Below are 25,074 nucleotides of genomic sequence, written 5' to 3' on the forward strand. Positions count from 1 at the left end.
TTATTATATTCGGTGCTTTGATCTGCCAGATACACACGATGATGGTACTTCAACCAGTAAATGCGAAGGAGGACCTGTGGGTTGCAGACACGTTTCAACGTCTGGAAACCCTTGCTAATGAAAGAAAATCCTTACTGGTGATTAATGAAAACCCGTTGGATACGGAAACCTCCGGCGGATTTGTTCACCTGATTATGTCTCTTCCTGTCAAGGTAATGGGGAGGACTGTGATTGCGGGCGGTTCCAAAATAGAGTGTCAGTACGACCCTGTTCGAAATGTCCGTTACATTCCCACAACCTGTCTTCGAATTCTCACACCGGAGGGATATGACTATCGCATTATAGGCCATATTTATGATCTGAATGGCACACGCGGAATTCCCGCAGACCGTCAAAAAAAGAATGGAGCGCTGCAAGCCGATCTTGCGAAAGAGCTGCAGCTTGTGATCGAACAAGTCACCGCAGTCGGATTTCCCTCGCGATTATGGCCGCGTCCAACCCCGAACAAGGAATGATCGCACCGCTGATAAACTCACTTTGTCCGGAAACCTCAATTAACGGACAAATTCACAGCCGAAACGATCGCCATCCACAGCGCTCGCTGAGCTCTCGCGGGATCAGAAACAAAATGCAGTAGGCAGCACTACTATTCCCGTCTCATCATCACATTCAGTACTTGACTTGAAGCTGCAGCTTCTCGAAGAAGGAAGCTATCTCAGAGGACAGTTTTCCAATGCTGCGAGTAAACGCAACATTGGTGTACCAGAGCTCGACTTCGTCTCTGTTTGCGTAATACATGATATTGCTTCTACTGCAGAATAGCTTGGGCGAACCAAACGGAACAATTGAAATCCTCCAGCGCAATACGGTGTCGCTGAAGATGTCCCACTTAATCTGCCGTAAGCATGCTCGGATCGAACTCTATTTTCATCAAATGCAACCGTGCTTACGATGTCGACGCCAGGACAAGATATGTGTCCACCAATGTTAGAAAAGCCTCCTCGGCGTCCCATTTTATCATGAGCTTCCACAACAACACCGTTAGCAATACCGTCATTTTTCCGCATATCATATGCTGCACTGTTGAACGGGCTGCCAAATTCCGCGCTGATAGGCTTCGCTAGACCGTTGCTATCATTTCCTGCCGCTGAGAAAATCACTTTATCTTCGTTGGCCGCCTTCTCTAGGATTGGTTTTACCATTGCACCTAGCATCGCGATGTCATCCCTTATGTCGGAGTTTTCGAATGCTTCCGGATTGATGCCAAAGTTTCGCTGCAGATTGAAGCCCAAACTCACGTTAAACGTCTGAACATCGTCGTTTTTGGTTACAAATTTGCTTAGTTGATCAATCACCTCCGTAAAGGACGTCATGTAACGCTTAAGCGGTGTGCTTCCCCGATTTTCGACTTCTTTCTCAGCAACTAAAGCTCGAACGAAACACTTCGGTAAAACTCCGCGCACCCCAACTTTATTTCGATGCGAAGCGCAAGCGATTCCAGCAACATGCGTACCATGGTCAGCTACACCGATTTCTTTTGGGTATCCAAAGAAAGTAAGGTCCTCATGGCGGCTGAATCCAGTGTCCACAACACCAAACAGAACACCATCTCTAGCGCCGGGAAGCTCCCAAACACGATCTGCTTGTATATCTCGAACTCCCCAATCCAATATTTCCGTTGCCTTATCTTTGGTTGAGACAAAGACTGAGTTTGGAATAACGATGTCTGGTCCTTGATCATAAAGAAGGATATCTGGTGCAGCACTTCTGATGCGCGTATCATTCATAAGTTCACGCGCGATCGAACTAATCCACTTCCATCTCTCAAGCTTTGTTGGATTTTCGGAATTCGGTTTGGGAAAATTCTCAAAACTCGAATGAATTTGAACAATCCCAATTTCAGGGAATGATCGAATTACATCGAAATCTTTCTCCTCGATTACTCCCCTGATTTCTTCCGCAGTTGCCTCCGGTCGAAACAAAATAAGCATACTGTACTTAGTCTGCTCCTCTTGCGGCACGACTGAAACAAAGCCGTTGGCAATCGAGAGATCATTCTCGAAGAAAATTTCTTCGGGCACTGAAGCCGGTTGCAATTGCTCTATTGCCTTCTGCGTTTGATAGGACGGCAACGAGGCTCGCAACGAAGGGGGCGGGGGATTAATGACCTGTTCACGTCGGCGTTGTGATGCTCTGGGACTGTAGCCTAGTTGGTAACGATCTTCTAATCCCGGCAATAAATCATTGTTTGGGCGATTATTTAGCCCTGTGTTTTGGCTGGGTAGCTTCGGTAGAACAGGTACTCCCGTTGCGTAGTCCGGTATTGTTGGCAAGTGAGGTTTAATGTCAGGTGTTTTCGGAAAGTTATGCTGAATGTCGGGAATCGTTGGGAAAGTGTGCTCAATGTCCGGCATTGTCGGCTGCATGTCGCCAATATCAGGCGTCACTACACTATTAGGAACATAACTTCGGAACGACGGGCTCAAGACCGGTGAGGAGTTTGGCCCCCCAATTGGACCAGTGTCAGGCAAAGTAGGACGATTCAAGTTGTAATCGTGAAGCCTTTGACCAAATCCATCTAGGTTATAGCTAGGGCCAACCTGGCTACGGTCAGGACTGAACACGCTATCTATCGGCGAAAAACTATTTGGAATAGGGCTTCTTGTAAAATTCGATACCGAGTTAGAATCAAATGAGCCCTGCGCCATCGCGGTTTCTAAACAAGAAAACACAAGGCCAATCGAAAATAGGGTACTGATATTTCTCAAGGACGCCTCACACCTCGCACATCAACTTACACAAAATAAACTTAAAGTTGCATACATGCCAACCCTCAACATTAGGAAAGAACGATTAAATCATCGTTCGAGAGCACGGCGTAGGTGAGTGGCGCACACGATTCCAAAATTTTAATATTAGATCGGTTCTTAAAGAACTTACTATGTCCCAGTGGAAACAATTCTATGAGTCGAATCAAAAAGATAAGATAGTAAAGTTTTACCTCATTTGTAATATTCGGCAGTGACACAAATATTACTACCTGCATCTCTCTTCACTGCTACCTTCTGCAATCCGGACCCGGCTTGGGTTCTCCATTTCATCCTCACTGTGAATCCAGTAATTCAACTCAGATCTAGGTATCCCATCTTCATAAGTGATTTCGATAAACGTGTAACATGGCGCCAATTGATCAAGCTTCATCCGGCGCAACGCCTCTCCAGGTGTGACTTCGTAGTTTTCGTCGCGCGTCATTACAGAGACACGATCAAGGAAAGCCTGATCATCAATTACCCGCTGAAATGCTCCGGTATTTGCGACACTCACAACTCTGTCGTCAAACAAATACACATCCCTTGGAACTTTGTACTTGTGAGTATGCCCGTAAACAAAGATCACCATGTCTCGATAGCTGCTCCAGCGATCAATCAAATGCTCTTTGAGCACGTGATCATCTGAAAATAGAACCCCCTGAAAAATCATTCCTAGAGTTGCATCCCAACACACCTCGCTGCTGTTTCGGATCACTAAAAGATCACATAGCGCCGACACTTCTGCATCGGAAAGGCGTTGCTCATCGCCAGCCAAGGCGTCCAATTCCTTACGTATTTCAGCGGCTTTGGCGTTGTTCGACATCAGTTGTTTTCGGAATGGGTCATTTTCGTCTAATGCCTCAACAAACAGCCGATGTCCCAGTTGGCGGCCTACTTTTATGTCAGCAATCGGCTTACCGTGTTCATCAAACTTTTGCGGGCCGAGAAAAGACACTTTCTGCGAAAGAGAAGTTTCAAAGAGGTTGAATGCCAGAAACTGGGCTATTTCCCGAGCAGTTTGTTGGAAGCCAACGTCTGAAATACGATAACGAATGGCAGAGGATTCCGGTGCAAGGTTATCGATAACGGCATAGGAAGGAGCATTATCAGATCCCGCCTCAATTTCGTTGAATATGGATTGAACGAAGTTTTCTCCCCATGGACGGATCATCCGATACACTCCAGAAGAGTCCTCGGAAACAACAATTTCTGGCCAATTTTCATAACGATTCACGTCACTGCCGATCTGGTGACCGTGCTCAATGACAATTTTTCCATCCGGCGAAACCCAGAGACCTTCCGTAACCAAGTTTACACGACCACTTGCGTCGTTCAGTGCCTGCCCTATCGGCTCCCATACATCCTGAATTAGAAATGCCGCGTCGTGGTTGCCTGGTAAGATATGTAGGCGGTTCTCTCCAGCTTGAGAAAATTCGGTTAGGTCGGCAAGTTCTTGAGAATGCGCGGCAGCGATATTACGAGCAATTTCTGTCATCTCAGCAATCGTACATCCCAGATCGTGTCCACCGTCCGTACACGTGAAAGAATGCGGCACCTGCCACATCTCAAAGAAGTCACCAACGATGATCAAATCAGCTTTATCATTCGAGTGAGAACGCACCATCTCAAGAAATGACGACAGCGCTTTTGGCCAACGAAAATCTTCAATTGGCAACCACTGCGAGTTTGCGTCTTTACCAAACCCCATATGGGTATCGCTTATTAAGAAGAGCATGCGTTCTTCTTGGTCCTGAGGCGGCACATAGCTGGACTGGGACCGCTGTGGCATTGCGTGCAAACTATATGTCCAGCAGAATCCAAGCGCTAGCACCAGAAATACCTTCAAATTTCTAATCATTGTGTCACTCCACAAAGCCTCAGTGCCGGATCTCCAAGAAGTATGTATTCGAGTGCTGTTTCTGCCTGCGCCTTTCGGGTTTGCTCCGACCCGGTCAATTTTGCAGCAGCACGATTACTGGCTTTCTCAAAAAGCTGTCTAATCGTAGGAGTTTCATGATTTTTCGTCGCCTCTTCTACAAGCTGAGTAAACGCGACCGCCATCTGAGCTCCAAACTCAGTGCCGACAGCAAATGGTGACGCGATCGCTACATCAATTTGCTTACGATTCAACTCCTCTACAAGAGAAGCACTTTGCTGTAGCCCATCTGCAGCCGAGCAAGCTGCAATCAACGCTGCACTGCCGGGGGGAAACTTACGGTGACGGTGTACCCGTCGAATACGTTCATTTTCTTCTTTTTCTTCAAACCAAAGGCCATCTTGGTCATGATGTGCCAATATCACCAGACCTTCAGTCGATTTCTGAACACTAGCGACGCCAAAATTATCCATATATCGCCTGAAGTCCGAGAGGTTCGGGTACCATTTACCCGCCCCGCTGCTGACCGTGGGCAATTCAGACAACTGAGCCTTCAGTGCTGGGTCCCTCACTCCATGAAGCGTGCGTGGCACAGCAAAATTCCAGTTCCCTATACAAGTCTCTGCAGAATCAAAATATCGTCCCCCAGGCAATGGCTGGATAACTGTAACGCGCTTCGAAAGAATAGGTTGGGAGTCCTCATCAGCGGATCTGGCGGCGAACAGCCCAAACGGAATGAAGATTGGTTTTCGATCTACATCGCTTACACTGATCGTAATGGTAGCTGGATCAGTCTCTTGGCTCGTTTCTGAAATAAGTCTCAACCTGCGTAGCGCTTCTTTCGCGGTCAATTCTAACGGGCAAGAATCGGTGCGTAAGTCGCAATCAACAAAATCGGCACCTGTAAAGATTGTCTCCATCAGGTTGATTGCTGTTCTAGCGTAGGGAGCAGGGTGCATTGAAGTTTGTGAGCGAGAAAATTTTATGTCTCTCTTTAGACCGTCAGATACGTAATCGCTCAACCTCTCTGCAGCCCGCCAAACAAGAACTATCGGCTCTTCCTCTGTTCCATCAACAAACGTTACGATTGTCGATACAGTGCCGCTCGACTGATCTGTTTCGAATATTTGGAGCACAGCATCCGGTTTGCGACTAAGGTCCCTTCCATGGTCGACTGCCGATGCAAGGATTGCCTCAGCCCCGGTTGCCAACATGTTCGACTGAATGTTCTGTAGACAATCAGCCGTGGCAACAGTTTCCATAGAACCAACCGGAACTGTCATAACCAAATGATCTATTGGAAGGAGAGTTTCTTTCTCAAGAACTGAAAATCCAATTCGGGCGCACCCAGATCTCGTGGCAGGTCTAGCACGCACATTTAATGTGAACCCAATTGCCGCAACTTCGTTAGACAGCTGCTCAATCGACCCCGAACTGTCCAGCACATCGCTATAAGCAGCATTTAAACGGTCACGTTTCGTAGTGTCAAAATCCCCGAACGCACTGAGATTAACAGTCTCGGAGAATTGTGTTTGCCCTGATAGTATGAGCTTATCGTCAATGGCGATCGCGCGTATAACGAGCGGAATCTCCTCCCCTTCATATTGAGCCAGTAACTCTTTAAGTTCATTGCTGGCAAAGTTGCTTCCAATTCCGCGATCTTCGCCAAATAGAGCTAAATAGGAGTATGGCGAGAGATCCACGTGAATTTGATGTTGCTGCTGCAGCGAAACATCCACAAAGCTCGTATCTTGCCCTCCATATGTCAGCCAACTGTTCCAAAAAACACCTTTTGGTTGAGAATTTAAGAGTATGATTTCTGGCGGCGGGGGTTCATAATTTGCAGCTTGCTGGGGAATGGATTGTGCGGAAGCATCGAGGGATAGTAACCTTAGTCCCTCATCATAATATCCTGCAATTATTTTTTGATAGTAATGATTAGCGCGACTTTTAATATATGTGACAGTATCTAAACTAATATCATAATCTTCTATCATTTTTTCAGTATATGAAAGCAACCTATAGTCATACTTTTCACTGTATGAAACAAGTTCTGAATTATTCTTTTCCTGAAATTTTTTAATTATTTCTTGGTATTCTAATATTTCCTCCGTATCTATACTTGAAATAATATATTTATTTGCAACTAGAACGCTTCCAGAATAACGGTGTGGTGGCAAGATATAAGCTTGCCGTGTCACGTTTAGTGGGGTGTTACTTTCCAAAACTTGCGCCGGATTGATCTCAAACGCGTTTACCAACCCTTGGTTAAATGCCTGACTTATCGCTGCAAGGTCAGAGTATTCTTCAAAGCCCGTATTTGAGCTTCCTAGCACCGTATGGGTAAGAAGTGCGTTAGACATGAGCACAGGGTCCAAATCTTCGAAATCCTTCAAAGACTCAATCGGCCGATCAGTGATCAATGAAACCAACCCGCGATGCAGCTGCCCGAGAACTACTAATTCTCCTAAGTACCCTTGAATTTCCGATCCAAACTTGAATTCACTTTTCAGAAGCCGATCTGCGTCTAGCAAGCGCCGAAATGGAAACAACTTCACAAAATCAATGTACGAGCTATCCCACGCCGCCACATTTTCCACCGGAACGAAGCCCATTGCCGCCGATCCGTCATAAATCGAGTCGAGAATGGCTTGACCGTCGTCTTGCGAAGTTGGGATTTCTGATATCTCGAAAACCTCGGTACCACTCGACTGCGTGTTCAATTCACGAACGAGTTCATTAATAGAGGTCAATTCTCGGTCATGACTTTGCGGTGATACAAGAATCTTAAGATGGGTCTGTGCTGCAGAAACAGTAGCAGAAAACACTACAGCTACTAAAATCCCGAGAATTAAAAGCCAACGATATGAGAAGTGCAGTCGCATACGAGAACTTTCCATTTAGGCAAGCTGTAAATTACAAATTCCTGTTTAAGTTATATTAAATATTTCTTAATAAATTACAACCTCTAGATGATTAGTACGGTAACAAATCTCCTTTATTTCAGTTTTCTTCAAATTTTCAATCTCGGCTGTTAGCAGTGTTTCTCAACAGGCATCTCCCGATAGACCTCACGTAAAGCCGTCTGATCCATCAGTTTTGATTTTCTTGATCTCCCTTTACTGCGTTACACAACCTTGTTTTGTACAGCCGTCGATGTTTCAATTAAGCTCATGTAGATGTTCCCTTAAAAAGAGGCTCAGGATGTCAATTGTTCCAGAAACGCATGGGCGCGGTTTGCGAGACGTCAAACGCATCGATCAGACACGTCACAGCGCACTTGGCCTGAAAGCGTTTCACCACATTACAAACACTTGAGAACTCACCGTGCGTGATCGCTGCATCCTGCTTGGTGATCCGTCGGATCAAACTTATCGGCATTAGATGCGTAATGCGTCCACTCGAATTCCGGTCACATTGTCAAAGGACACATTGATCAGAATTTCAACTGTGCTTGGAATTCATAATGTCGGGTGACAAAGAAGTTGTCGTTTTTGCCAAAGAAGTTGTCGAGATTGACGCAAAAGTTGTCGTGGATAGCCGACAAATCACATCGCTAAATTTTCTGCCGATGTTTTCTCGCAGGTTGTAATCTTCGCAAATGCATCCAATCCGATACTGCGGTTCGCATCGCACTTGCAGTTTCTGGTAGTGGTTATCCGATCACATTACTTTTGCAGATATGCGTCTTCGTAGAGTTCAATTGTTCAGCTCATTGTTCTAAAGGATGCTGCAGTTACTTTTCAAAGCATAGTGGCTTGCTGAACTTCGACTCGATTTTGCAGAATACACCATTTCCAACTCTTTCAATCGCCAGTTTTGACTGTAGAACTGCGAATATTTTTTGGAGTATTTGATGCTACTTATGGTGGTGTTTATGTGAATTGATTGACGAGCTTTTCAGACGTTTCCCAATTCATCTGCTTCGTGTGTAAATGTGTCCGAGGCATTTAAATCCACAGATTCACCAAGTTTGCACATAACATACAGCAAAGATTCACCAATTATGTGAATCATTTGTGCATGAAATGTGATTCTATTTTTGGTTGTTCTTCTCGTTTCCGGCCATTGACCTGTCAATGTCTCTCAAGAAAGATGTTTCCGTCATATAACAACCAAAGAGGTCCAAAACGTAAAAACCGCCCCAGAGTGTCTGAAGCGGTTGGATACGTCGCATAAGCGAGGGTATGTTGCAATTCTCTCCTTAGCACGTTTCCCCGAGGCAGGCAAGTATTGCGTGGAAAGCACGCCACAGGCGAGCTATGCCCAATTTCAGCTTTTGGAGAGAAAGATGAACAGTCTTGCTCGGCGGGTAGTAACCCGCAGCAAAGGCCGCGTCGTCGGCCATTTTTTCAGTTATCGTAACCAGCAGCACCTGCAATGGGAGCCTCAACTTGAACGCGATTGTATGCGTGTGTTGGATGTCCTGCCAGACGTTGGGAGCTTTTCAGAGCAACCTTTTCCCCTGCGCTATATGTGTTCAGGAAAAGAAATGACCTATTACCCGGATCTGCTTGTTACGCGAGCAGGTCGGCAAACCGTAATAGAGGTAAAGCCCTACGAAAAGGCGATTACCCCTGAGGCTATTGAGAAGTTCAACAACATTGAAAGTGCCCTGGCAGAGCTTGGTATCTCGTTTGAAGTCTGGACGGAGAAAGAAATCAGAAGTGAGCCGAGATGGTCGAACGTAATCCTTTTGATGTCTACCCAGCGACAACGTATCGAGCTGCCCGCAGACGACGTCTTGGTGGAGTTGTTTTCTGAATGTTCCTCACTCTCACTGCGACAGCTTTCGAAAAGGCTGCGAAAAGTGAATGCCCGAGGCCAGGCGCTGTCACTTGTTTCAGCTGGCAAGCTTGTGACGGATCTGGATCAGCCGATCACGCGTGACAGTCTTATTTGGCTTCCTGAAAGGGAGTGTGTGCAATGACCAGTCTGCATCTCCCCCTGAACACCAAAGTGCAGGTGTATGGCTCAGAGTTCAAAGTCGTATGTCATACGGTATCAAACGAATTCAACTTGGCAAACATTGAAACAGGAAAACCCCTGTTAATTGAGGAGCCTACGCTAACTTCGCTCATTATGAAGGGCGAAGCCGAGATCGAGAGTTTCCGACAATACGGTGCTGGTAAAAACAAATCCCACATCAAGCGTAGCTTTGAAAGCTTTAGCTCCGACAATCAGGAAGAGGCCAGGCGTCGCCTTAAGTTTGTGAAGGCGGTTCATCAGAGGATCTCCGATGGTTCGTTAAGTTCCGCTGTTTGTGACGTGTTGAAATTCTTCGCTCAAGTTCCCGAAGAGTGTCTGCCGAGCCAAAGAACAGTTGAGAGGTGGTATCGTGCTTGGTGTGACGGAGGGCATGATCTCCGAGCCTTGTTGCCTGCAGATTTTCTGAAAGGCAGGCGCACAAAAATCATATCAGGCGCAGTGGCCGAAATTCTTGATGAGGTGATTGAGGACTTCTACCTCATTGCAACGCCTTACAAAGTGAACCAACTGTTCCAAATTCTGCGAGGTCGTATTGAGAAGCAGAACTTGGGATTGCCGGGTAAGGCACAGTTAAAAGTTCCAAACATTCGTAGTGTCTATCGATATGTCAGAAGGTTAGAACCTTTCGATGTTGCCGCTGCTCAGCATGGTGTACGTGCAGCGAAGGCGAAGTACGATGCGGTCGGAGCTGGGATAACAGCAAGACGCCCCTTGGAGATAGTGCAGGTAGATCATCACTTGGTTGACCTGCAGCTGATCCTGCGCGGCGGAACGATTTTGGGACGTCCTTGGTTAACGCTTGCTATTGACCTCTATTCAAGGATGGTTGTCGGCTTTTATCTGAGTTTTGATGCGCCAAGTTACATCTCGGTGATGCGTTGTCTGAGGCATGCAATTGCACCAAAGGAGATGTATCTCCAGCAGGTCGCTGAGCAACTGGAGCAGCATTCCGATACATCGTATAAGCCAGAATTCGCGTCAAATTGGCCCTGTTTCGGTCTAATAGATACGTTGGTTCTCGACAACGGCCCAGAGTTTCACTCACAGCATTTACTAGACGGTATGGCTCAGTTGGGCACATCGGTCGAGTATAATCCGTCTTACTCGCCTCACTACAAAGGGGTCGTTGAGAGATGGTTTGGGACATTAAATACCAAACTTGTTCACACCTTGCCGGGGACTACTTTTTCCAATCCAGATAAACGGGGAAACTATCCTTCAGAGAAGGAAGCTTGTCTGACAATTGAAGAGTTTGAGTTCCTGCTGACAAAATTCATCGTCGATGATTACGCCAACTATCAGCATAGCCGTCTAAAATATACTCCGGCTCAGAAATGGCGCGAAGGTACGCGCAAGCATCCAGTCCACTTCATTTCTTCTCAGCAAGATCTGAACGTCCTTCTGTTTAAGATTGAAACACGGACTCTTGGACGGGGCGGGATCGCTATCGCAGGCCTCTCATATCAATCGGAGGCAATTCAACTCCTTCGGAGGAGGTTGATAGGCAATAGTTCATTGGGGCCAAAAAACCCTAGAGTTAGGGTGAAAGTTGACCCCGAGGACCTCTCAACAATCTATGTTGAGGATCAGGAAAACCGCGTCTTTCTTCCTGCAAGCTGCATTTACGAGACCTATGCGCTCCGACTGTCTATGTGGCGACACAAAGTCATCAGAAACCTGATCCAAGACGCTGGCTCAAACCCCGATAAGTCGTCGGAACGTGAGTTGTTGGATCGTCGCCTCTCTGTGTTTGAAGCCTCACGTCAGATCATCACTGATGCTCAAAAAACCAAACGAAAACAAGCCTACCGCTATCAGAACGAAGAGTTGCGATCTCAGTCGGGAATAGAAGCTAGTGCTCAAGTTGGCAGAGCCATAAGTGCTCCTTCAGAGATTGAGCCTGAAGATTATGAAGCACCGTTCTGTTCGAATGAAGAAATAGAGGCCGAGTTGGTTGAGAGAGGCTGGCATGCTTCCCGGGCTGGGGATGGTTCCAGCCTTACGGGAGAGGATGGTGATCATGACCTCTCGTAAAAGACCGTTTCTCGTCGACCATCAAGCAAAGGCACTCGCAGCTTTCCGAGATGTACGGATCGTACATGACAAGTTCCAAGACGCAATGGCACGGATATCCAACTTTCATCAGACGGGGCGGTATTCAGACTCGCCTGGGGTTATGAGTCTGATTGGGCACACGGGCTCTGGAAAGACTTCAATAATTCGGGAGTACTGCCGCACACGTAATGTGCCGGGAGAATTCAAGAAGGTCTTGTCCATTGTCGTTCCAGAAAACTGCACCGTTAAAAACCTAGCTTCTCGAATTCTAAGTGCGATCGGCGATCCGAAACCGACATTCGGCACGCGAGAGGATATGGAAAACCGGATCAAATACTACGCGGATCGTACAAATGTCGAGCTCATCGTTCTTGATGAATTTCAACACATTTCTGTTCGAGGAAGTTCAACCAGACAGTATGACGCTGCGGACTGGATCAAGACGCAGGTAGAAGTCCTGAGAAAACCGATACTTTTCTCAGGACTGCCAGAGGTGGACAATATTTTCGTTGTGAACCCACAACTTGAAACCCGTCGGAAAGCGAAGATTGAGCTCTATCCACTGCGGCTGAATTCTCGAGAGGCGAAGCAGGCAGCTCACTTGTTCTTCTACTCCGTCAATCAGTGTCTTCCACTGCCTCGACCAGAGCTCTCTGCCTTACACGATCCGCTATCGATCAATCTACTGGTAACAACATCGCATGGGTTACTTGGCTACATGATGCGTGTCGTGCATCTGGCAACTGAATTGGCGATGTTGGAGCAAGCAGAGACATTGCGCCATGCTCACATTACTGAGGCATTGCTCGAATTAGGACCGGTTGATTTCTCACTTGATAAGGGGGCCATGAGGCCCGCTGCATTCAAGTCGGCACTGCCGCCGGTACCACAAAAGCCGGCGAAGCGTAAGAAAAGGGGGCGACCAAATGGCTGAGCTCCGAAAGCTGTTGTTTAGCGTCGCCCCTCATCCTGCCGAAAGTCTCCTGAGCTATCTTTACCGGCTCGCGGAAGAAAACCGATATACACGAGCTTCTTGGATTTCAAGCCTCGCACGGTTTTCAATTTCGGAGGATTCACTCAATCGAGTTCACTCAAACTTTCGCAAGTTGGCAATAGTAGCAAATGTTGGTGTCGATGAGTTGACCCCGTTGCTTAACTATTCTGATCGTAACGGCAATCACACTCATGTTTCTTTGCCGACCCGAGAGATACTTTCTCGAAAGTTCTTGGATTGGCCGTCACCTCGGATGTGCTTTTATTGTACATTCGAGAATGGCTTCATATCTCGCCTGTGGGATTTCAGGTGTGTATCCCACTGCCCTGTGCATGGTACCGAAGTCACAAATGTATGCCCCAGTTGCGGGGAGATCGCCACCATTGATCGGGGGGCTTTAATGCCCTGTATTCCCGGATGCAAGCCTCGATCGACTGGTAGGACATGTTCTCCGGAAACGCTTGGGTTGATGCGACTACTGTCAAACAAGATCGTTGGCACGAACTACCCCACGCTACGATACAAGTTTCCAAACGATTTCCTAACGGGTGGTGTTTCGGAAATATTGCAGACAATTTCTCTTCTAGGACAGCTTATTGTGTATGCGCGCTCATCCGGACAGGAAGCATCGAGCAACATTGATTGGAGGGCATTTTCGCAGATAGTTGACCAGATTTCATACTCTTTGGCGTATTGGCCGCGAAGACTTAATCAGACCCTTCAGACTGTGATGCCTGATAATGGACGTGGTTCTGATTCGGTCAGTGTGGCCAGAGACTTTGGTTATCTGTACCGCGGAGTGATAGCGAATAGAGAAAGCTTGCAATTCGTGTTTGATGCGCTTCTCCAGCACATAAACGATCCAGTCCAAGAGCGCGTTCTGACAGGCCGTGGAAGTCCAGTCATTCTCGCTGGTGAAGATCGTCGAGATTACATCCCAGGGCAGCAGGCTAGGCGCAAGCTAAGTGTTGGTCGGGCAAAGCTCAAGCATTTGTATGATTGGGGTTACATTCAGGGAAAGTACTTTCGAACTGAGTATGGTGAAACGCTATGGATCAACCGTGAGAGCCTTGAGCTCTATGCTGATCAAAAGCAGCATCTCGTTGGCGCTATGCAGCTGGTCGCTATACTCGGTGTTTGCCAAAACACGATCCGATCACTTCGAAATACTGGCGTTATCCCGAGTGTTCACGGCCCAGGAAAGGATGGCTGGATTGGTTGGCGATACGATAGGCGTGTTGTTGAGGGCTTAATTTCAACCTTGCAAGAGAAGGCCTGTAAATTGACGTCCAACAATGGGTTTCTTAGCTTTAAGGAGGCTGTCGCCAAATTTAACAAGCAAGGCTTGAGCTACGGCAAATTACTGGCGGCAATAATGGACGATGTGTTGAGCGTGTACGTTAAAGCAAAGCCGAGTGAGCAAGGGTTGGCGAAGTTCAGAGTGCGCGAAAAACAATTAGTTCGATGGTATGGAAAGCCAGATCCTGTCGAGGATGCTGAAACTGAAGATAACTTCGAGCAAGGTGAGGAGCCATTTTCAGTGTTTGTGGAGGTGCCAGATGTCCGGTGAATTGATACTTGAAAGTCATCAAATCCATAGTGACGAGGAACGGCGCCGATTGAGTGGACCTGGCCTGAGAACCTTCCTGGTTATTTCAGGAAGGTTGGGTTTGAACGCGTCTCAGCGAATTACTGTGTTAGGAGCGCCGTCTGCTTCAACGTATTATCGATGGATAAGGAAGGCTCAGCGAAAAGAGGAGCTTACTTTGTCCGTTGATAGGCTAATGAGAGTTTCTGCTTTCCTTGGAATTTACAAGGCTATGGTGACATTGTTCCCGATTGAGAGTGAAGCTCTCGATTGGTTGCATGGACCTCATAAGAACCTACCGTTCAATGGGAGGTCGCCGCTTAATCTTATGCAAGATAGCGGCTTTGAAGGCATTAAGTCCGTTCGGACATATTTGGATGCATGGAGCAGTGGATCATTTTAAGTCAATGAGGAGCTCATTGGTCTTGACCTGGCTCGAAAAATATCTAATTTGTGCAGCCGCATCGGGTTTCTAGGACTTAAAAGTTTACTCATGCAGGGCCTGTAGCTCAATTTGGTTAGAGCCGACCGCTCATAACGGTCTGGTTGCGAGTTCAAGTCTCGCCGGGCCCACCACTTTCCCAACTCCTTCAGTCTTCCGGTATCAGTCGTGTCGAGATTCTGCTGGGGTCGAAGTACTTGTTCTTTGGCGGGATGTCGAATGGCTAAACTACAATGGCTTGGCTCAGCTCAGCGCAAGAGAGCATGATCCGCAATATGGCGACTAAAATCGAACTCTCACTGGACGCGAATTGCCTCTGGAAAATATGGAGATATGCGGTCGGCCTCAGCCTGATCATTCATCAATCTTACGCAAACCAAGTTCTTTTTTGTCCGCGAGGCGGCCACGTATAAAAGCTTCCTCGACGCGATATCTCTTTTCGTGGATGGTTTCTCAGCCGTAAAACAATTCAGAAAATCGTATTCTGTAGTCCAGCCATACTCGTCTATCACAAGAAGCACGTTTTCTATTCCGGTTCCCTTCGTCTTATGCATTGTGGCGAAGCCGACATCATTTTCCTCATAGTCATAGAAATACAATATTTCGGCAAAGCGGAGTTTGTCTGAAAACAATGCGTCAAAGAATATTTTTTGCTTGAGTTCATTGGCTCTGTCTTCGTATTCCGATTCAATTAGGTTCGCATCGAGATCCTCTCTCGGCGCGACCCCAATTTCCTTGAGCATCTGCACTTTGGTTCGATAGCCATTTGCGTGAAGAGCTTCAAAAGCTGCGAAGACGGGATCATCCTTCAGTCTTGCCAAGAGCTCTTCTCGTCGAGCTAGAAAAGCCTTGTGACTCTCTGAAACTTTAATCAACCCAGCTTCCGCGGCGAATTCGATTGCTTTGTACGCGGAAAGAGGTTCGGCAGTGAATGTGCGCAGCATCCCGTCAAGCTTGGTTTTGTCAGAAACCGAGGAAATCGAGAACCCCCGCTTCCGAAGGCTAGTGATCAAGCGATTGTATGCACGCCTATCCCCAGGCAAGCTGCGATACAGTGTAATCAAATCGAATATTTCATCAAACTGCAAGGGATCGAGCGTTTTTCGCATTCGGTCTCGGGGTTCAGAGTACCGATCAGCAAATATCTGATAGAGCTGTCCAAAACCCGCATCATTGGCAATCGATTTGTTCGTTAGCTTCAGTTGGACATAGCCCGGAAAATCTTGACTAACCCTTCCAACGAGCTCATCGAGCGCTTCGCGAAACGACGCGGCATTAGTTTTCCGATCTTGTGTTTTGTTACCCGTGTCTACTTTATCTGGAGCAAAATCGTAAAGCAGCTTTACGCTACCTTTTCGGCTCTCAAGGGTTTCAATCGTGCCGTCATCGAGCCTTCTTAGCGCTACATCTTGCTCTAATCCGTCTGTGCGAAATTTATTGGCGAAGGTTATGACCTCTGGGGAGCAACGGTAATTGTCATCTTTTTCAACAAGAACGACTTCCGCTGCATCAATGTGCTCTTGAGCACTCCCAATACCGTCTGAGTAAATTGCCTGCTCAGAATCTCCAAACAAACCTATGACTGTTCTTGATGCTTCAGGTAGGCAGCGGAGCAAAACGCGAATAACATCCGGGTTGGTATCCTGATACTCATCAATGAAGATGCAATCATGCCGGTTCGAAACAATTTTCCCCAGTATTGGGAACTCATCGAACATTTTGCAGGCGATAGCTATCAAGCCGTCATGCCCGAATGATGATTCATTGAAACTATCGAATTTTGTTTCATTGTATAAAAAGTCATCAGAATTTCGATCTGCCAGTTTTGTACGGACTTCTTCGTTCAGTGCATCGATCAGTTTGTTCATCTGCGCGATGTACGCCTCAGGGTCCTTATCGTAATCGCGCTTGCCGATCACCTTCGGAGTTACATCGCCTAAGACAGTTTGGCGGCGTTTCTCCAATTTTTCATAGGCCTTTTTGTAACGTTTATGTTCTTCAGACTTCCTGAGTATTTCGTTTCCACCGTAGTGCTCATCACCCCAGCCTTCAAAAGGGGGAAGTTCGAACAGCATCGGGAAAACCTGTTGAATGTTCCGCTTGAATGGTGAGATTATCCCGGCCAGAAACGAGTGGATGGTTGAGACCTTTATGTCAGCCGAAATACGGTCGGCAATCTCATCAGCGGCTTTGTTTGTATGGGTTATGCACGCTATTTTGAGGCTCTGATCGGCAGAGAGCACTTTCTCCACAACTATTTTCAGGCTTTCGGTTTTACCGCTCCCTGCACCGCCCTGAAGGAGGAAGTTCTCACCTTTGAAAACGAGCTCCGCAATCCGATCTACCGGATTCAATTTCTGTGAATCCATTTCAGACCATCCATTATATATTTGGGCGTTTCCCAAGTTTCGCCATCAACCAGCGCCGCATAAAGAATTGACCCAGCAAAATCAGATTTTTTGCTTAGAACATTCTCCGTTAGGCCGTAGTAGTCATTCCCGTCAAAATTATCGAATTCCTGAGTATTTTTTTTGAGCCCGTCCAAATCATCTATCTTAATCTTTAGTTTTTCAAAGTTCTTTGCAATGAAAGCGTCTTCGAAGCTTCTTGCGTGATAGCCATTTTCCTCAGTTTGATAGCTAAGCTTGATTTGCCCTTCATCGGATGCAGCTTCGCCACTCAGCAGCCTCTTATGCCAATCTTTATACGCGTCGACGTCGTCAATTGCTGGGGCCCCAAGGAAGTGCTTGAGGGTTTCATTTGATGTGTGCGACGAGCCTTCTACGGGCCATTTTTTGTAGCTCGTCTTGCCGGTCTTTTCATTGAGCTCGGGCTTGGTCGTATCGATATCTGTAAGGATAAGAGTACGGACGCCGATGAACTCAAGGAATGGCGCGAACGCCCGCGCGTTCGCGCCTACCTCCAACACCGAGATATTCTGAGAGGACAGACCACCTGTTGGATCGGCCTCTTTATTCTCTTTATCGTGTATCTCAATAAACAAAGGGAGGAGGATGCGTTCGGTTGTGCCTTCGATAAAAATTGCCTTATTGGCAAAAAATAGCTCTGCCGAGTTGATGGTGAGATAGTGCTTCAGGAATTTGAATAGCGCTTTGCCGTCTTCGCCAAGCTTATCGTATTCCTTGCTGAGATCGGTGTGGAAATTCTTGATAGAAACCGGCCCTGAGGCGGTTGGTCTGGATAGATAACGAATATCCTCGAAGTCAGATTTCGATACGATATGAGAAGAGTGCGTGGTTACGAGAGCCTGTAGGCTGGGAATGGCTGATACGAGGCCATGAATTTTGTCTGCAAACACATATTGCATCTGTGGGTGAGTATGCGCCTCGGGTTCCTCGATTATTAGAAGGTTTAACGGCGCATTCCGACTTGAAAAATCGTCGCGGCAAAGTTCGATTTGCAGGAGCAGATAAAGGATATTCAGATACCCAAGGCCGCTGTGGTTCTCTGGAAGGAAGTTATCGGTGTCACCGTAGATGACTTGCGACGAGTTCTCGATAAGAGACTGAGACTGGATATTGGAAACCACTTTCAAGTCGCCGAGGTCGAGAAAATCGCGTGAATTTTTTAAGAAATTCCCAAAGACCTCAACATATTGGTCACCCAGTTGCGTGTCGATCTCACCCAAGAGCGTTCTCAGCTTTTCTATATTCCCAGCACCGGGCTCATCTGCGCTGGCGTCCTCTTCGTCCTCAACCTCAGCATCTGCCTCAATATCTCGTTTTCGAAAGAACTTGGTTGATAGGGCAGAGAGCGGCTTTGAGCCGCGCCCGGCATCCTCTGAGCTTGCAACGTTTCTGCGGGCATGGATGACTTGAAAGTTTAAAAGGGCACGAAGGCTGTTGCGTTCCTTCTCCTCAAGCTGATTGCGATGAGCCATATAGTACGGCTGATCGCCGGTGTGGCCGAAATCATCAAAGGCATAAACTCTTACTTCGAGGAATTTTCCTGAAAGGTTGTTTTCGATAAACTTCTTTCGTTCTTTTTCGTTCACGGGGAGAAAACGGAGAAGTTTAATCTTATCAATAGTGCATTCGAGGAGGATATTCGTGTGTCGCCTCGCTGGATCGAGGTCCAGCATAAATTCGGAGAGAATTCCTAAATCATCTGCCTCGGTATAAGCGATGCGAAGAGCAATTCTTATGGCAAGTTCCTCGACGTTCGTTTCCTCGTCTATTGTAAAAATGTCTTCGCGCAAGCTAAGCGGGAAATCAGTGAATGAAAACGTGTCCGGTCGTTCGAGGAATTTTTCCAACAACACTGCGAATGATGTCTTGCCTGTATTGTTCTTCCCTACGAGCAAAGTCGTTTTTTCTCGCATATCAATGCAGCAATCCTGCAATAGCCGAAAATTCTCAACTTTAATCTGCTCAATATGCATTTCTTTATCGCAATGTTTTTAGTTGCTGAGGTGCTTGATTATATGTAATTCAACTAATGTTATCATCCTGGTGTCATCGGAACAAAGAGATTTGCATCTTTGAGTTGTGCGAGTGCGAATAGTTAAGTCCATATCTGAGTGACTTCTCAGATAAGTTCATTTTTTAGTCACAGCGTAGACACCGAATTAAGGGGCATTCTCCAAGTCGTGGTCTTGTTTCCAGTCGCTGCGAAACACCTTTGATTTAAGCTGATATCAGACGGAAAATCACCTCAACTCAATTTGAGGGAGCCCTTGTTGTTATCCATGCCGAATTGTCATAATTCGGGGTATGGACCACACCCCCCCGAATTCTTTGATAAGCCACTCCTCCTGCGCAGCAGGACATTCATGCTTTGCTCGACATGTCATTAACTGGACAAGTCTTTAGCTTCCGTCTGTCATGTTCTTTTTTTGACCAATAGCGGTCCATACAGAAGGGCGAAACCAGCGAAACTCGCTGTCCACAAAACAGCAGAAATTTCATAAAAAGACATCGAAAATGTGGGCAGAAAACCAGCAGCAACCCTCGTTAGCGTCGCTAAAATGATGCATGCATATAAAGCAGTTGTTCCTGCGCCGCCGACCAAATCGTTACCGGTGTGCCCCAAGGTTGCACGTGTCATTACTGCAAGCGTCATAACACCGATCGTTCCCCCCATCCAAAGATGCTGCGCCGAAGCGCTGTCAATCAGTGATGGAATGAGTATTGCCACCCCGAGCGCAATAGCACCCAAGGGGACAAACGCGTATCCAGCGTGCAGAATCCATACAAGTGGCTCTTTCCCGGTTTGATGTCCTTTCCAGCGTGATAGGCGCACAAAATGAAGACTGCCTGCGAGAACAAGAGCAAGGGCAGTAAAGTCCTCGAAAGGGAAAGCGACCCAAAGCAGTACCGCAACAAACAGCATGACCAGACAGGCCATATCAAACTTTCCAACCTGTGCAGGAAGTGTAGTTACTTTTTGTTTGGCGAGCCAGTTTCGGGTGAAAGATGGAACGATGCGTCCACCAATCAATGCTACAAGCATGATGCTCGCAGCCAGACCCAGACGCAAACCTACGCCTTGTGCTGCGTATTCTCCCTGCAAGATTTCCCAATGAAAAACTGCATTGCCGAGGACCACAATCCCGAGCAGCCCGAGGACGATAAAATTGCGTTTGCTTTTTCCTGCGATGACTTCTCGGGCAATCATCAAGGCGAAGACGATCAAAAATGACAAATCGACGGAAATAACAACGCCAGGAGGAAAATGTGCGGCGAGCAAAATTACAATACGCCCTGCCATCCAAAGCAACACAAGCATTCCCAAACGTCGATTGCGAATAGGAAGCCGTCCTGTCCAGTTGGGAACAGCGGTTAGCATGAAGCCTGCAATGACGGCGCCAAGATATCCGAACAGGAACTCATGTGCGTGCCAGGAGACGATATCAAACGTCAGAGGTAATGCGATCACATTCATGAGCAAAAGTACCCAGATGACCATCGCAGCAGCAGCCCAAATCGAACTGAGCAAAAAGAACGGTCGAAAGCCGTGGCTGAGGAAGCCTGTATTCCGTTGCTGCGGTTCCTGTATCCTGATTTTGGTTGCCATTTCTGCACCTTAATGTTTCTAGGCAAATTGGCGATTCCAGACAAAAGCCGCCTGACGCCGAGACGCAACTCAAACAGTTGGTTGTGTGGGCCTGTTCAATTCCTAAGGTGCTCAAAGAACCTGCTAGATGTCTTCGATCCAGGTTTTGGCAGCAACTGCACGCGGCAAGCCCGCCGGGCCAATCGACAGCATTGCGACCTGCAGCAAGTCATCAAGCCCAATGCCTTCTGCCTTCGCACGCCGGGTATGGGAATGCACAGCGCCCTCTGAACCAAGACCAATTGCCAACGCAAGTTTTACAAGACGACGTTCACGGTCTGTCAGTGGGCCTGCTTCTGCTGTCACCTTACCAAGATCAGCATAAGCCTTCCAAATATCTGGATACTGTTCTGCCAATGTTCCTGCAGCACCAGGCATAGATTTAACCATAACTTCGCTCCTTACGTTTGATTGTCGTCAATAAGAGTTGTCGGTTTGGCGAACTTTTCGAGCTCGGTAGGATCACTTAACTCAACGTTCTCCCCGCTCACGGCTACCCCGTATGCTTGCAAGGCTTTGAAAGCGCGGCTCAGGTTTTCAGGTGTCATCCCCAAAACAGAGGCAAGCTGACGCTTTTCAATGTCTAAGGCAAAGCTTCGAGCGTCACTTTGGTCTTTGGAACGACTGAGCAGGTAGTTTGCAAGCCGTTCAAGTGCTGTGCGCAGTTTCAGATTTTTTGTGGTCTTGATTACGGAACGATAGCAAGCAGCCAGTTCAACGACAACTGCACGTGCAAAGCCTGCGTCAAGATCGAAAACTGCGCGGACATCTTGACTTGGTATCATAACGATGCGGCTTTTTTCCATTGTTCTGGCTGACATTAGGTAGCGAGCATCACGGATTGTTGCCGCTAAAATAAAAGTGGAAACAGGTTTTACAATTGAAACACTGGTTTCGCGGTTGTTCCAGCTCGCGAAAAGATCTACCGCACCTAAAATCAATACATGGAGGAAGTCTGCCTCTTCACCTTCTGTGATCAAATCAACATGTGGCGGAAACGTTTGCAAATAGGCTCCACGCATCAGCTTTGCGTAACTCTCGTCGCTCATTTCAGCGAAAAGATCCAGACTACGTACCTCCGGGAAGGTCGAATCGGACATTTGTTCCTCACTTCTAACCCAACGCAGAAACATCTCAGCTGTTCACTTGATATTTATCAAGTGAACAGCTGTTTTTTTTCTCGCCATAGCCTTGATGTTCGGCAAGTGCTCAAACCAAATAGTTGACGTCACGGCTTATTTCACTGAAGCGTTCCACGTTTTCTGATCTAGATCAAGCCTGACGAGCGCCCCTCAAACAATGATCAAGCCATTCACACACGCTCCAATGTAACGGCAGATGCTCGAGGGGGAATGGCCATGCATACGTTAAAAGGGGTTTCTCAAACCGATCAATATCGTGCTTTAGGGCTAAGCACATTCGCCTTCACGGTTTGCTTTGCTGTCTGGACGATATTTTCCATTATCGGGGTGAAGATCAAACAGGAACTCGGACTGAGTGATACGCAATTCGGGCTGCTGGTTGCAACGCCGGTTCTGACCGGGTCGGTCAGCCGCATCTTCCTTGGCGTATGGACGGAGCAATTTGGCGGTCGGGTCATGTTCCCGCTGCAGATGCTGATCACAGCCGTCTGTGTCTGGCTTCTGACGTCCGTCCACAGCTATGAAATCTTTCTTGTTGCCGCCCTTGGCCTAGGCCTTGCCGGTGGTTCCTTTATCATTGGTGTCTCTTATACGTCACGCTGGTTCGAAAAGGAACGTCAGGGCACTGCACTGGGCATTTTTGGTGCTGGTAACGTTGGTGCGGCGGTTACGAACTTTGCCGCCCCATTTCTGGTGGTCGCCCTCGGTTGGGAGGAAACAGCCCGTATTTACGCGGTTGTGCTTGTCATCACAGCGGTACTGTTCTTCCTGCTGGCAAAAACCGACCCGGTCCAGCAAGCGCGCAAGGAAACGGGCGAAGGCCCGGTATCGGCCAGTTCGCAGCTTGAGCCGCTTAAAAACATTCAGGTATGGCGGTTTGCGACCTATTACTTTTTTGTCTTTGGTGCCTTTGTTGCGCTGGCAAGCTTTTTGCCACGCTACTATGTCGGCGCCTATGGGCTGGAACTGACGACGGCAGGTGTGTTTGCGGGACTTTATTCCCTGCCAGGCTCGGTCTTTCGGGCGCTTGGTGGCTGGATGTCGGACAAATGGGGTGCACGTGCGGTCATGTATCTGACCTTCATTGTATCGCTCATCGTTCTGTTCATCATGAGCTATCCACAGACGACCTATCTGGTTTCGGGCATCAATGGGCCGATCGAGTTTGATTTCGGTGTCTCGGTTGGCATGTTTGTCGCCCTGACGGTCATCCTTGGGTTCGTCATGAGCCTCGGCAAAGCAGCAGTCTACAAACACATCCCGGTTTATTACCCGCATCACGTGGGATCGGTGGGTGGTCTGGTTGGCATGATTGGTGGCCTTGGGGGTTTCTTCCTTCCAATCGCCTTCGGAATGCTTCTTGACCTGACCAATGTCTGGACCGCGCCTTTCATGCTGCTGTTTGTTCTGGTCGCTGTTTCCACGATCTGGATGCATGTCGTGATCCGACGCATGGAACGTGCACGTCATCCGGCACTTGCCGACGAAAAATACCTTTCGGATGTGCCCGAGAAACCACTGGAGAAGCCAGCGCCAGAAGTCGGAAAAACGTCCGGCGTTACCAAACCTGCTCAGTAAGACAAATTGACAGAGCGCAGATTGCGCTCTGTCTCTCCAACAGTTTCATCGGGAGGATCCCTTGGAAATCACGCATGCAGACAACGGTCAAAAAGGCCATGTATTGACCGATTGGCGACCAGAAGACACAGAATTCTGGTCCAGAAAAGGCAGCACAATCGCAACCCGCAATCTCTGGATATCCATTCCTTGCCTCTTGTTGGCATTTTCGGTCTGGATGGTTTGGTCGGTTGTTGTCGCAAAGCTGCCAGGCATCGGCTTCACATATTCCACCGGCCAACTTTTCTGGCTTGCCGCACTTCCCGGCTTGTCGGGCGCAACTTTACGCATTTTCTATAGCTTTATGGTGCCAATCTTTGGCGGGCGCGTCTGGACAACGCTCAGCACGGCATCCCTGTTGCTGCCAGCGCTTGGTATCGGTTTTGCAGTACAGGACCCGACTACGTCCTATAGCTGGTTCCTTGTTCTCGCGCTGCTGTGCGGGTTCGGAGGCGGCAACTTTGCGTCCTCAATGGCAAATATCGCCTACTTCTATCCGAAAAGAAAAAAAGGCAATGCGCTGGCCCTTAATGCCGGACTTGGCAACCTTGGCGTTTCGGTCATGCAGTTCGCGGTCCCGCTTGTGATTACGGCCGGTGTATTCGGCGCCTTTGGTGGCGAAGCACAAAGCAACTCAAGTGGTGGCGAGATCTTCTTGCAAAACGCCGGTTTCATCTGGGTGCCGTTCATCGTGGTTTCCACCATTGCGGCCTGGTTTGGTATGAACAGCATCGCAGATGCCAAAGCCAGCTTCAAAAAGCAGTCGATCATCTTTAGCCGCAAACACAACTGGATCATGTGCATTCTCTATACCGGTACCTTTGGCAGCTTTATTGGCTATTCCGCTGGCTTCCCGTTGCTGATGAAAACCCAGTTCCCGGAAGTCGATGCGCTGCAATACGCGTTTCTTGGCCCGCTGGTCGGTGCCCTGAGCCGTGCTGGTACGGGATGGATTTCAGACAGGCTTGGTGGCGGGCGAGTTACGTTCTGGACCTTCATTGGCATGATTGCTGCGGTTATCGGTGTACTGCAATTCCTTCCGCTTGGCGGAACCAGCGGTCACTTCTGGGGCTTTTTCGCTTGCTTCATGGCGCTGTTTTTCCTGACCGGTGTCGGCAACGCGTCGACCTTCCAGATGATCCCGTCGATCATGCGTCAAGAAATCCCGCGCCTGATGCCCGATGCTGATCAAGCGGCCCTGCTAAAACAGTCGGAACTCGAAAGTTCAGCCATCATCGCCTTTACCAGCGCGATTGCTGCCTATGGCGCCTTCTTCATTCCAAAAGCCTATGGCACATCCATTGCGCTGACCGGTGGTCCGGCAGGGGCGCTTTGGTGCTTTGCAATCTTCTACGCCGTCTGTGTTGCCATCACCTGGTTCTACTACAGCCGCAAGAACGCATCGGTCCCTTGCTGATTACCCGAAATTCTCCCTGCCCGAACCCGCCGGGTTGGGCAGGGCCCCCGCAGCCTTCAGGAGAAACGC

16 protein-coding genes, 1 tRNA gene and 1 pseudogene are annotated in these 25,074 nt (G+C 48.0%); 10 read left to right on the forward strand and 8 right to left on the reverse strand.

Annotated features, from left to right (window positions below):
• The first annotated feature begins 38 nt into the window (after window positions 1-38).
• Window positions 39-515 (forward strand): hypothetical protein, encoded by a 477-nt coding sequence (locus RIC05_RS09815; protein ID WP_350046923.1) that lies wholly within the window; start codon window positions 39-41, stop codon window positions 513-515.
• Window positions 516-710: 195 nt separating this feature from the next.
• Here the strand turns inward: RIC05_RS09815 and RIC05_RS09820 are convergent, their stop codons facing one another.
• The 3 genes from RIC05_RS09820 to RIC05_RS09830 all read right to left on the reverse strand — a co-directional run bounded on the left by RIC05_RS09820 (window position 711) and on the right by RIC05_RS09830 (window position 7,586).
• Entirely contained in the window at window positions 711-2,768 is a 2,058-nt protein-coding gene (locus RIC05_RS09820; RefSeq protein WP_350046925.1) for a S8 family peptidase, read from the reverse strand.
• 268 nt (window positions 2,769-3,036) lie between these two features.
• Window positions 3,037-4,668, reverse strand: a complete 1,632-nt coding sequence (locus RIC05_RS09825) for a metallophosphoesterase (protein ID WP_350046926.1) — start codon at window positions 4,666-4,668, stop codon at window positions 3,037-3,039.
• Complete coding sequence (locus RIC05_RS09830) at window positions 4,665-7,586, reverse strand: hypothetical protein (RefSeq protein ID WP_350046927.1); 2,922 nt, start codon at window positions 7,584-7,586, stop codon at window positions 4,665-4,667. Before RIC05_RS09830 ends, RIC05_RS09825 begins: the two co-directional genes overlap by 4 nt.
• A gap of 1,391 nt (window positions 7,587-8,977) precedes the next feature.
• Here RIC05_RS09830 and RIC05_RS09835 point away from each other — a divergent pair.
• From RIC05_RS09835 to RIC05_RS09865, 7 genes and pseudogenes are all read left to right on the forward strand, one after another.
• Entirely contained in the window at window positions 8,978-9,616 is a 639-nt protein-coding gene (locus tag RIC05_RS09835; protein WP_350046928.1) for a TnsA endonuclease N-terminal domain-containing protein, read from the forward strand.
• Entirely contained in the window at window positions 9,613-11,709 is a 2,097-nt protein-coding gene (locus RIC05_RS09840) for a TnsB C-terminal domain-containing protein (RefSeq protein ID WP_350046929.1), read from the forward strand. Before RIC05_RS09835 ends, RIC05_RS09840 begins: the two co-directional genes overlap by 4 nt.
• A complete protein-coding gene (locus tag RIC05_RS09845) occupies window positions 11,696-12,664 on the forward strand; it encodes a TniB family NTP-binding protein (protein WP_350046930.1) in 969 nt (322 codons plus the stop codon). The genes RIC05_RS09840 and RIC05_RS09845 overlap by 14 nt, the downstream gene beginning before the upstream one ends.
• Window positions 12,657-13,052 (forward strand): annotated as a pseudogene (locus tag RIC05_RS09850) (TniQ family protein); the annotation flags it as partial. The gene RIC05_RS09845 and the pseudogene RIC05_RS09850, both read left to right, overlap by 8 nt.
• Before the next feature lie 141 nt (window positions 13,053-13,193).
• On the forward strand, window positions 13,194-14,294 hold the full coding sequence (locus RIC05_RS09855) for a hypothetical protein (RefSeq protein WP_350047039.1): 1,101 nt from the start codon (window positions 13,194-13,196) through the stop codon (window positions 14,292-14,294).
• Window positions 14,284-14,715 carry an antitoxin Xre/MbcA/ParS toxin-binding domain-containing protein gene (locus RIC05_RS20715; RefSeq protein WP_502989547.1) on the forward strand — a complete coding sequence of 144 codons (432 nt, stop codon included), beginning with the start codon at window positions 14,284-14,286 and terminating at the stop codon, window positions 14,713-14,715. The genes RIC05_RS09855 and RIC05_RS20715 overlap by 11 nt, the downstream gene beginning before the upstream one ends.
• Window positions 14,716-14,810: 95 nt before the next feature.
• Window positions 14,811-14,888: transfer RNA gene (locus RIC05_RS09865), tRNA-Ile, on the forward strand.
• A gap of 162 nt (window positions 14,889-15,050) precedes the next feature.
• On the opposite strand, the gene RIC05_RS09870 is transcribed toward RIC05_RS09865, so the two are convergent.
• The 5 genes from RIC05_RS09870 to RIC05_RS09890 all read right to left on the reverse strand — a co-directional run bounded on the left by RIC05_RS09870 (window position 15,051) and on the right by RIC05_RS09890 (window position 21,929).
• Window positions 15,051-17,123, reverse strand: coding sequence for a UvrD-helicase domain-containing protein (locus tag RIC05_RS09870; RefSeq protein ID WP_350046931.1), 2,073 nt, complete (start codon window positions 17,121-17,123; stop codon window positions 15,051-15,053).
• Entirely contained in the window at window positions 17,105-19,156 is a 2,052-nt protein-coding gene (locus RIC05_RS09875) for an ATP-dependent nuclease (RefSeq protein WP_350046932.1), read from the reverse strand. Before RIC05_RS09875 ends, RIC05_RS09870 begins: the two co-directional genes overlap by 19 nt.
• Window positions 19,157-19,596: 440 nt before the next feature.
• Window positions 19,597-20,790 carry an NnrS family protein gene (locus RIC05_RS09880; RefSeq protein WP_350046933.1) on the reverse strand — a complete coding sequence of 398 codons (1,194 nt, stop codon included), beginning with the start codon at window positions 20,788-20,790 and terminating at the stop codon, window positions 19,597-19,599.
• A 123-nt stretch (window positions 20,791-20,913) separates the two neighbouring features.
• The gene (locus tag RIC05_RS09885; protein WP_350043990.1) at window positions 20,914-21,219 is read right to left on the reverse strand and encodes a carboxymuconolactone decarboxylase family protein; all 306 of its coding nucleotides are present in this window, start codon (window positions 21,217-21,219) and stop codon (window positions 20,914-20,916) included.
• Window positions 21,220-21,230: 11 nt separating this feature from the next.
• On the reverse strand, window positions 21,231-21,929 hold the full coding sequence (locus RIC05_RS09890; RefSeq protein WP_350043991.1) for a helix-turn-helix domain-containing protein: 699 nt from the start codon (window positions 21,927-21,929) through the stop codon (window positions 21,231-21,233).
• A gap of 258 nt (window positions 21,930-22,187) precedes the next feature.
• On the opposite strand from RIC05_RS09890, the gene RIC05_RS09895 reads away from it, so the two are divergent.
• Both RIC05_RS09895 and RIC05_RS09900 read left to right on the forward strand, forming a co-directional pair.
• Window positions 22,188-23,549, forward strand: a complete 1,362-nt coding sequence (locus RIC05_RS09895; RefSeq protein WP_350043992.1) for an MFS transporter — start codon at window positions 22,188-22,190, stop codon at window positions 23,547-23,549.
• A 61-nt stretch (window positions 23,550-23,610) separates the two neighbouring features.
• Window positions 23,611-25,005, forward strand: coding sequence for a NarK family nitrate/nitrite MFS transporter (locus tag RIC05_RS09900; RefSeq protein ID WP_350043993.1), 1,395 nt, complete (start codon window positions 23,611-23,613; stop codon window positions 25,003-25,005).
• Window positions 25,006-25,074 lie beyond the last annotated feature (69 nt).

Source organism: Thalassospira sp., from assembly GCF_040218635.1.
Taxonomy (GTDB): domain Bacteria; phylum Pseudomonadota; class Alphaproteobacteria; order Rhodospirillales; family Thalassospiraceae; genus Thalassospira.

Excerpts from the sequence above, each read along its gene's own strand:
- RIC05_RS09880 (WP_350046933.1), bottom strand. The coding sequence starts at position 20,790 with ATGGCAACCAAAATCAGGATACAGGAACCGCAGCAACGGAATACAGGC.
- RIC05_RS09830 (WP_350046927.1), bottom strand. The coding sequence starts at position 7,586 with ATGGAAAGTTCTCGTATGCGACTGCACTTCTCATATCGTTGGCTTTTA.
- RIC05_RS09890 (WP_350043991.1), bottom strand. The coding sequence starts at position 21,929 with ATGTCCGATTCGACCTTCCCGGAGGTACGTAGTCTGGATCTTTTCGCT.
- RIC05_RS09885 (WP_350043990.1), bottom strand. The coding sequence starts at position 21,219 with ATGGTTAAATCTATGCCTGGTGCTGCAGGAACATTGGCAGAACAGTAT.
- RIC05_RS09825 (WP_350046926.1), bottom strand. The coding sequence starts at position 4,668 with ATGATTAGAAATTTGAAGGTATTTCTGGTGCTAGCGCTTGGATTCTGC.
- RIC05_RS09840 (WP_350046929.1), top strand. The coding sequence starts at position 9,613 with ATGACCAGTCTGCATCTCCCCCTGAACACCAAAGTGCAGGTGTATGGC.
- RIC05_RS09875 (WP_350046932.1), bottom strand. The coding sequence starts at position 19,156 with ATGCATATTGAGCAGATTAAAGTTGAGAATTTTCGGCTATTGCAGGAT.
- RIC05_RS20715 (WP_502989547.1), top strand. The coding sequence starts at position 14,284 with ATGTCCGGTGAATTGATACTTGAAAGTCATCAAATCCATAGTGACGAG.
- RIC05_RS09835 (WP_350046928.1), top strand. The coding sequence starts at position 8,978 with ATGAACAGTCTTGCTCGGCGGGTAGTAACCCGCAGCAAAGGCCGCGTC.
- RIC05_RS09855 (WP_350047039.1), top strand. The coding sequence starts at position 13,194 with ATGCGACTACTGTCAAACAAGATCGTTGGCACGAACTACCCCACGCTA.
- RIC05_RS09845 (WP_350046930.1), top strand. The coding sequence starts at position 11,696 with ATGACCTCTCGTAAAAGACCGTTTCTCGTCGACCATCAAGCAAAGGCA.
- RIC05_RS09815 (WP_350046923.1), top strand. The coding sequence starts at position 39 with ATGATGGTACTTCAACCAGTAAATGCGAAGGAGGACCTGTGGGTTGCA.
- RIC05_RS09895 (WP_350043992.1), top strand. The coding sequence starts at position 22,188 with ATGCATACGTTAAAAGGGGTTTCTCAAACCGATCAATATCGTGCTTTA.
- RIC05_RS09870 (WP_350046931.1), bottom strand. The coding sequence starts at position 17,123 with ATGGATTCACAGAAATTGAATCCGGTAGATCGGATTGCGGAGCTCGTT.